This window comes from Pseudomonas sp. GG8 (assembly GCF_052976945.1).
In genome coordinates, this window is record NZ_JBRIIP010000001.1 from 5,666,299 (window position 1) to 5,673,401 (window position 7,103).

General features: G+C 55.9%; 7 protein-coding genes. 3 read left to right on the forward strand and 4 right to left on the reverse strand.

Going from position 1 to position 7,103, the window contains the following annotated elements:
- Positions 1-33: 33 nt before the first annotated feature.
- Both ACVBEG_RS26675 and hemJ read right to left on the reverse strand, forming a co-directional pair.
- The gene (locus ACVBEG_RS26675; RefSeq protein WP_322182416.1) at positions 34-1,002 is read right to left on the reverse strand and encodes an NAD(P)H-dependent flavin oxidoreductase; all 969 of its coding nucleotides are present in this window, start codon (positions 1,000-1,002) and stop codon (positions 34-36) included.
- Between the two features lie 29 nt (positions 1,003-1,031).
- The gene (hemJ, locus tag ACVBEG_RS26680) at positions 1,032-1,460 is read right to left on the reverse strand and encodes a protoporphyrinogen oxidase HemJ (RefSeq protein WP_322182414.1); all 429 of its coding nucleotides are present in this window, start codon (positions 1,458-1,460) and stop codon (positions 1,032-1,034) included.
- A 136-nt stretch (positions 1,461-1,596) separates the two neighbouring features.
- Here hemJ and argC point away from each other — a divergent pair, with 136 nt between their 5' ends.
- Together argC and erpA are read left to right on the forward strand one after the other, a co-directional pair.
- On the forward strand, positions 1,597-2,631 hold the full coding sequence (argC, locus tag ACVBEG_RS26685) for an N-acetyl-gamma-glutamyl-phosphate reductase (RefSeq protein ID WP_322182412.1): 1,035 nt from the start codon (positions 1,597-1,599) through the stop codon (positions 2,629-2,631).
- A gap of 83 nt (positions 2,632-2,714) precedes the next feature.
- Positions 2,715-3,065, forward strand: coding sequence for an iron-sulfur cluster insertion protein ErpA (gene erpA, locus ACVBEG_RS26690; RefSeq protein ID WP_219064335.1), 351 nt, complete (start codon positions 2,715-2,717; stop codon positions 3,063-3,065).
- A 55-nt stretch (positions 3,066-3,120) separates the two neighbouring features.
- Here erpA and ACVBEG_RS26695 read toward each other — a convergent pair whose 3' ends face one another.
- Both ACVBEG_RS26695 and ACVBEG_RS26700 read right to left on the reverse strand, forming a co-directional pair.
- Positions 3,121-4,224: an anhydro-N-acetylmuramic acid kinase gene (locus ACVBEG_RS26695; RefSeq protein WP_322182410.1), complete on the reverse strand. Its 1,104-nt coding sequence runs from the start codon at positions 4,222-4,224 to the stop codon at positions 3,121-3,123.
- Positions 4,225-4,227: 3 nt separating this feature from the next.
- Positions 4,228-5,658 (reverse strand): peptidoglycan DD-metalloendopeptidase family protein, encoded by a 1,431-nt coding sequence (locus ACVBEG_RS26700; protein ID WP_322182408.1) that lies wholly within the window; start codon positions 5,656-5,658, stop codon positions 4,228-4,230.
- Positions 5,659-5,868: 210 nt separating this feature from the next.
- Here ACVBEG_RS26700 and tyrS point away from each other — a divergent pair, with 210 nt between their 5' ends.
- Positions 5,869-7,068: a tyrosine--tRNA ligase gene (gene tyrS, locus ACVBEG_RS26705; protein WP_322182406.1), complete on the forward strand. Its 1,200-nt coding sequence runs from the start codon at positions 5,869-5,871 to the stop codon at positions 7,066-7,068.
- Positions 7,069-7,103: the final 35 nt, after the last annotated feature.

Consider the following 7,103-nt stretch of genomic DNA (forward strand, 5'->3'; position numbering starts at 1 on the left):
AAAATGGCCGAAAAGGCGGCCGCTGGCGGGCAATCAGTGCGGCCAGCGTCTGGCCAGGTCTGCTGAGCGTGTTTGCGCCTTACGGTATTCAGCATCCAGGCGCGCAATCAGTTCGTCGACGCTGGGCATATCGTCAATATCACCAACGCCTTGCCCAGCGGACCATACGGTTTTCCAGGCTTTTGCTTCATCGCTGATGGGTTTGAGCTTCGAGCCGAAGTCGACTTCACCCTTGCCTTGCAGAGCCGCGAGGTCAAAACCTGCATTCTCCAGACTTTTGCGCATGAAGCTGGCAGGCACGCCGGAGACCGCAGCGGTATGGACGATATCGGCGGCTTTGGAGGTCAGCAGCATCTCTTTGTAAGCCTCCGGGGCATGGCTCTCACGGGTTGCGATAAAGCGTGTACCGAAGTAGGCCAGGTCCGCGCCAAGCAACTGCGCGGCAAGAATCTCGTGACCGTGGTTTAAACAGCCCGCCAGCAACAAGGTTTTATCGAAGAACTGGCGGATCTCGGCAATTAGCGAAAAAGGACTCCAGGTTCCGGCATGCCCCCCGGCGCCAGCCGCGACGGCGATCAGACCGTCTACGCCGGCTTCTGCTGCTTTTTCCGCATGGCGGCGAGTGGTCACGTCATGAAACACCAAACCACCGTAATCATGCACCGCATCGACCAGCTCCTTAACGGCGCCGAGGCTGGTGATCACGATGGGTACTTTATGCTCGATGCAGATGGCCAGATCAGCCTGCAAACGTGGGTTGCTGTTGTGCACTATCAGGTTGACTGCGTAGGGCGCCGGATTCACAAGCGCTGCCAGCCCGACTTCGATTTCCTCTAGCCAGGCTTTGAAACCACTGCTCTCGCGCTGGTTAAGTGCCGGAAAACTCCCGACCACTCCATTGCGGCAGCACGCCAGAACCAATTGCGGATTGGAGATCAGAAACATCGGTGCGGCCACGAGGGGCAGACGCAAGGACTGTTCAAGCAAGGCGGGCAGTGACATGAGCATTACTCCACGCATTCAGCTATTGATTAGAACGGTTTGACCACAACCAAAATGACGATAGCCAGCAAGATCAATACAGGAATTTCATTGAACCAGCGATAGTAGACGTGGCTGCGACCCTTCTCGCCACGCGCGAAGCGTTTGACTTGCGCGCCGCAGACATGGTGATAGCCAATTAGCAGAACCACCAACGTCAGCTTGGCGTGCATCCAGGCCTGGCTGAAATAACCGCTGGGGTTGAGGCTGATCAGCCAGATCCCGAACGCCAGTGTGGCAATCATTGCGGGCCCCATGATGCCTCGGTACAACTTGCGCTCCATGATGCAGAAACGTTCCCGGCTCGCGACGTCCTCGCTCATTGAGTGATAAACGAACAGTCTCGGCAGATAAAACAGACCTGCAAACCAGCAGACCATCGAGACGATGTGGAGGGCTTTGAGCCATAGAAAAAGCATTTTTGGTTATTCCCAAGTTCACGGTGGCCAAATAGTAGTGGTATGACCCGCCATACGTCACGTTCGCGGTTGTTCCTCAGGCCATACGCCCATATTATCAATGGTTTTCCACTAGGTTCGTTGAAGGGGCAGATTTATGGTCAAGGTCGGTATCGTCGGCGGCACGGGTTACACCGGGGTCGAGCTGCTGCGTCTGTTGGCACAGCATCCGCAAGCCGAGGTGGTGGTCATCACTTCTCGCTCCGAAGCAGGGCTGGCCGTGGCCGATATGTACCCTAACCTGCGAGGCCATTACGATGGCCTGGCTTTCAGCGTGCCAGACATCGCAGCACTGGGTGCCTGCGATGTGGTGTTCTTTGCCACCCCGCATGGTGTTGCTCATGCGTTGGCAGGCGAACTGTTGAACGCCGGGACCAAGGTCATCGACTTGTCGGCAGACTTCCGCCTGCAGGACGCAGACGAGTGGGCTAAATGGTACGGTCAGCCGCACGGCGCACCTGAATTGCTTAAGGAGGCGGTCTACGGGCTGCCCGAGGTCAATCGCGAGCAGATCAAGCAAGCGCGCCTGATTGCCGTGCCCGGTTGCTACCCTACCGCGACACAGCTGGGCTTTCTGCCGTTGCTCGAAGCTGGCCTGGCTGACACCTCTCGGTTGATCGCCGACTGTAAATCAGGCGTCAGTGGTGCAGGGCGCGGTGCCAGTGTCGGCTCGCTGTACTCTGAAACCAGCGAAAGCTTTAAGGCGTACGCGGTCAAAGGCCATCGTCACCTGCCTGAAATCAGGCAGGGTCTGCGGCGTGCCTCAGGCGGAGATGTCGGCTTGACCTTCGTTCCACACCTGACGCCGATGATTCGGGGCATTCACTCGACGCTCTACGCCACGGTGCTGGATAAGTCCGTGGATTTGCAGGAGCTCTTCGAAAAACGCTATGCCGATGAGCCGTTCGTCGATGTGATGCCAGCTGGCAGCCATCCGGAAACACGTAGTGTACGTGGCGCTAACGTTTGTCGAATTGCCGTGCATCGTCCGCAAGGCGGCGATCTTGTGGTGGTGTTGTCGGTCATCGACAATCTGGTCAAGGGCGCATCAGGCCAAGCGGTACAGAATATGAATATTCTGTTCGGTCTGGACGAGCGTTTGGGCCTTTCCCATGCCGGTATGCTGCCTTGATTAGTTGACCAATTTACTAGGTCAAGCGGATAATGCCAGTCATTACGCATTATGACGGCATATAGCGCCGGGAGATATTCAGCATGAGCGTCGAAACCTTCACCCCTACGGCATTGGTATTCACTCACGGTGCAGCGCACAAGGTGAAGACTCTGGTCGATGAAGAGGGCAATGATCGCCTGAAACTGCGCGTATTTGTGACAGGTGGCGGCTGTTCAGGTTTTCAGTACGGCTTCACTTTCGATGAAGACGTGGCGGATGACGACACCATCGTCGAGCGTGAGGGTGTCAGCCTGGTTGTCGACCCGATGAGCTTCCAGTACCTGGCAGGTGCAGAAGTGGATTATCAGGAAGGGCTGGAAGGATCGCGCTTTGTGATCAAGAACCCGAATGCGTCCACCACATGTGGCTGCGGCTCGTCATTCTCGGTCTGATTTGGCTTGCTGGTCAGAGAACGCCGCGCTTATGTGCGGCGTTTTGCTGTGTGCGTCATGCCGGGTAGATGGCGCCTAGCACGCGCAGGCCGCGAGCACCGGTGACGCTAGGTCGGTTGGCGGGTACGCCTTCAAGGCAGCAGTGCGCCAACCAGGCGAAAGCCATCGCTTCGACCCAGTCAGGGTCTACGCCATAAGCCGCTGTACTGCTGACCTTGGTATCAGGCAGCAACGCGGTCAGCCTCGCCATCAGCGCCAAGTTGTGCGCGCCGCCACCACAGACCAACAGCTCATCAGTTTGCGTTTGTGCAGTTTGCAGCGACTGGGTAATGGTCAGCGCAGTCAGCTCAAGCAAGGTTGCCTGAATGTCTTCAGGGGCGAACATTGGCAGTTGGAACAGATGATGCTGAAGCCAGCCAGGATTGAAGACGTCGCGGCCTGTACTTTTAGGGCCTTGGGTCAGGAAAAACGGATCACTGAGTAGCGATTTCAGCAGCGCTGGCTCAATCTTGCCGCTCGCCGCCCAAGCGCCGTCGCGGTCAAAGCTGAGGCTGCGTTGTGTTTGTATCCAGGCATCAAGCAAGACATTTCCTGGTCCGCAGTCGAAACCGGACACGGGCTTGTCGGCTTCCAGCAGGCTCAGGTTGCTGAAGCCACCTATATTAAGAACTGCACGATGATTTTGTGGCGCGCCAAGCGGATTGTCGAAAAGGGCTTCATGAAACGCTGGCACCAGCGGTGCACCTTGCCCGCCTGCGGCTACGTCTCTGCGACGGAAATCGCTGACGACGGTGATCTCTGTCAGCTCTGCGAGCAGTGCGGGGTTGCCAATCTGGAGGGTGAAGCCGCGCGCGGGCTCATGACGAATAGTTTGTCCATGACTGCCGATGGCGCGTATCTCGCCCGCAGACAATTGCTCTTGGCTCAACAGCGCCAGAACACCCTGTGCGGCAAGACGCACCCACTTCTGCTCGGTGATAGCGGCCCGGGCAAGCTCATCGTTGCCACTGGCGCATAAACCCAGAAGCTCGGCGCGCAGATCATCCGGCATCGGTATGTAGTGGGTCGCCAGCAGTTTTGGTCGGTCGTCCTGTTCAATCAGGGCGATATCCAGCCCGTCAAGACTGGTCCCGGACATCACACCTATATAGAAGGCCATGGCTTAGCGCTTGTTCGAAGCGAGCAGGGTGGATTTCTCTTGGTCCATGCGGGCCATTAGCGGCTGGCTTTGTTGCATGAAACGCTGTTTTTCAGCTTTGGCGATTGGATCGGCCATTGGCAATTTCTGGCCCAGTGGGTCGACATGGACACCATTGACCTGGAACTCATAGTGCAAGTGCGGTCCGGTCGAGAGTCCGGTTGTGCCGATATAGCCGATGACCTGGCCTTGCCTCACATTGCTGCCGGTTTGTATGCCTTTGGCAAAACCCTGCATATGCCCGTACAGGGTTTGGTAGGTGTTGCCATGCTTAATGACTACGGTGTTGCCGTAGCCGCCACGACGACCCGCCAATAGAACCTTGCCATCACCGGTTGCTTTGATCGGTGTGCCGCGAGGCGCTGCGTAATCGACGCCTTTGTGGGCGCGGATCTTATTCAGAATCGGGTGTTTGCGGCCCATGGAGAACATCGAGCTGATGCGGGCAAAGTCTACCGGGGTGCGGATGAAGGCCTTGCGCATGCTGTTGCCGTCAGCAGTGTAGTAGCTGCTGTTGCCTTGCTTGTTGGTGTAGCGAACGGCAGTGTACGTTTTGCCTCGGTTGGTAAAGCGCGCTGACAGGATGTTGCCGGTGCTGATGGTTTTACCGTTGATGACTTTCTGTTCGTAGATCACATCGAACTCGTCGCCCTGGCGAATATCCTGAGCGAAGTCGATGTCGTAGCCAAAAACACTGGCCATGTCCATGGTCATACTGTGGGACAGGCCTGCGCGTTGAGCCGATTGGGAAAGCGAGCTGTTGATAACCCCATGAACATACGCAGTGCGTATGTTCGGCTTGGTGATTTCCCGGCTGAATGCATAGCCTTTGTCGGACTTGGACAAGCTGATGCTTTCCAGGTCGCTGACCTTGCTGTGCAGTTGTTTGAGCTGACCTTGAGGGGATAGCTCGAACTGTAGAATCTGCCCGTGCTTAAGCTGGCTGAATTGCTTGGCTTGTTTGTCGCTGGCCAGTACTTCATGCACGGCTGCAGCAGGAAGACCTACTTTCTCAAACAGGGTCGATAAGGTGTCGCCCCTGGAGACGACAACTTCTTTGTGAGTCGGGTTCTTGGCAACAATTGTGGGGGCAGGCTCTGCCTTCACAGGTTGTGCAGTGGCCGTTTCCTGAGTGTCGTCAGCGCCACTTTCGATCTGCGCAAATGGCGATGCAGTGACGTCGGGTGTGGCCTGAATCGGTTCTGAAGCGTCTTGTTCTTGTGTCAGTTGATCTGCAGGTCTTTCCAGATCAAGGTTCAGGGTGGTTTTTTTGGCTTCAACGTCGCTGGACGGGAAGACCAGAAGCGCCAGGCTCAGCAGGGCGGCGATGCCGCTTGCAGCGAGCAGGTGGCTCTTCGGATAAAGCGGAGGCGCCTTGGGCGGTGTGTCGATCATAGGTAATTTGACTTTGAAAAGATGAATTGGAAAAGATGAATGACATGATGATGAAGAAATAACTGTATAAAATATAACCAAATCATGCTCGAAGCAACCCTACGAACGCATCAGTCTCTGATTCGGCGGAGAGTGCGGGGCAAAAACTTGTAATCGGGCCCTGATCTTGTATGGTTGGGTCCCATTTAGATGAGCCATTACGGGGCTGTTATGAAGTCGGTTGAAGAGCAGCTAGCGCTGATCAAGCGCGGTGCGGATGAACTCCTGGTCGAGTCCGAATTGGTCGAAAAGCTTAAGCGTGGTCAGCCATTGCGTATCAAGGCCGGGTTTGACCCTACGGCCCCGGATCTGCACTTGGGTCATACCGTGCTTATTAATAAGCTGCGTCAGTTTCAGGAGCTTGGTCATCAGGTCATTTTCCTGATTGGCGACTTCACCGGCATGATTGGCGATCCTAGTGGTAAAAGTGCGACGCGGCCTCCGCTGACGCGCGAACAGGTTCTGGCTAACGCGGAGACCTATAAAACCCAGGTTTTCAAGATTCTTGATCCGGCCAAGACCGAGGTGGCGTTCAACTCCACCTGGATGGATCAAATGAGTTCGGCTGACTTTATTCGCCTGTCGTCACAATACACAGTGGCGCGGATGCTGGAGCGCGATGACTTTCATAAGCGCTACTCGACCAATCAGCCGATCGCCATTCATGAATTCATGTACCCATTGGTGCAGGGCTACGATTCAGTCGCGTTGCGTGCCGATGTCGAACTGGGCGGTACCGATCAGAAGTTCAACCTTCTGATGGGGCGCGAACTGCAGCGCGCCTATGGGCAAGAAGCTCAGTGCATTCTCACCATGCCTTTATTAGAAGGTCTGGATGGCGTGAAGAAGATGTCCAAATCCCTGGGTAACTATGTAGGGATTCAGGAAGCGCCGGGCATTATGTACGGCAAGCTGGTTTCAATCCCTGATGCCTTGATGTGGCGCTACTTCGAGTTGCTGAGCTTCCTCTCTATGGAGGAGATCAATGGCTTCAAGGCTGATGTCGCTGCGGGCGCGAATCCGCGAGATATCAAAATCAAGCTGGCTGAAGAGATCGTTGCCCGATTCCATGGCGAAGAGGCAGCGGCAACTGCGCATCGTTCGGCGGGCAACCGCATGAAAGACGGCGACCTGCCTGATGACTTGCCAGAGATCAGTCTTGCGGCCACTGACGACATGCCAATCGCGGCGGTCCTTAATAAAGCAGGCTTGGTCAAGAACTCCGCGGTTGCTCGGGATCTTCTGGCATCCGGTGGCGTGCGTATAGATGGTGAGGTTGTGGATCGCGCATTCGTGTTCAAGGTTGGCGCGACCCATGTTTGCCAGGCCGGGAAGAAGGCTTTTGGGCGAATTACGCTTAATTTGGAATAGGCCTGATTTAACCCTTGACGTAAGTTTTTTCGAGC

Coding starts and splice junctions, on each gene's coding strand:
- ACVBEG_RS26675 (WP_322182416.1), bottom strand. CDS start 1,002: ATGTCACTGCCCGCCTTGCTTGAACAGTCCTTGCGTCTGCCCCTCGTG.
- hemJ (WP_322182414.1), bottom strand. CDS start 1,460: ATGCTTTTTCTATGGCTCAAAGCCCTCCACATCGTCTCGATGGTCTGC.
- argC (WP_322182412.1), top strand. CDS start 1,597: ATGGTCAAGGTCGGTATCGTCGGCGGCACGGGTTACACCGGGGTCGAG.
- erpA (WP_219064335.1), top strand. CDS start 2,715: ATGAGCGTCGAAACCTTCACCCCTACGGCATTGGTATTCACTCACGGT.
- ACVBEG_RS26695 (WP_322182410.1), bottom strand. CDS start 4,224: ATGGCCTTCTATATAGGTGTGATGTCCGGGACCAGTCTTGACGGGCTG.
- ACVBEG_RS26700 (WP_322182408.1), bottom strand. CDS start 5,658: ATGATCGACACACCGCCCAAGGCGCCTCCGCTTTATCCGAAGAGCCAC.
- tyrS (WP_322182406.1), top strand. CDS start 5,869: ATGAAGTCGGTTGAAGAGCAGCTAGCGCTGATCAAGCGCGGTGCGGAT.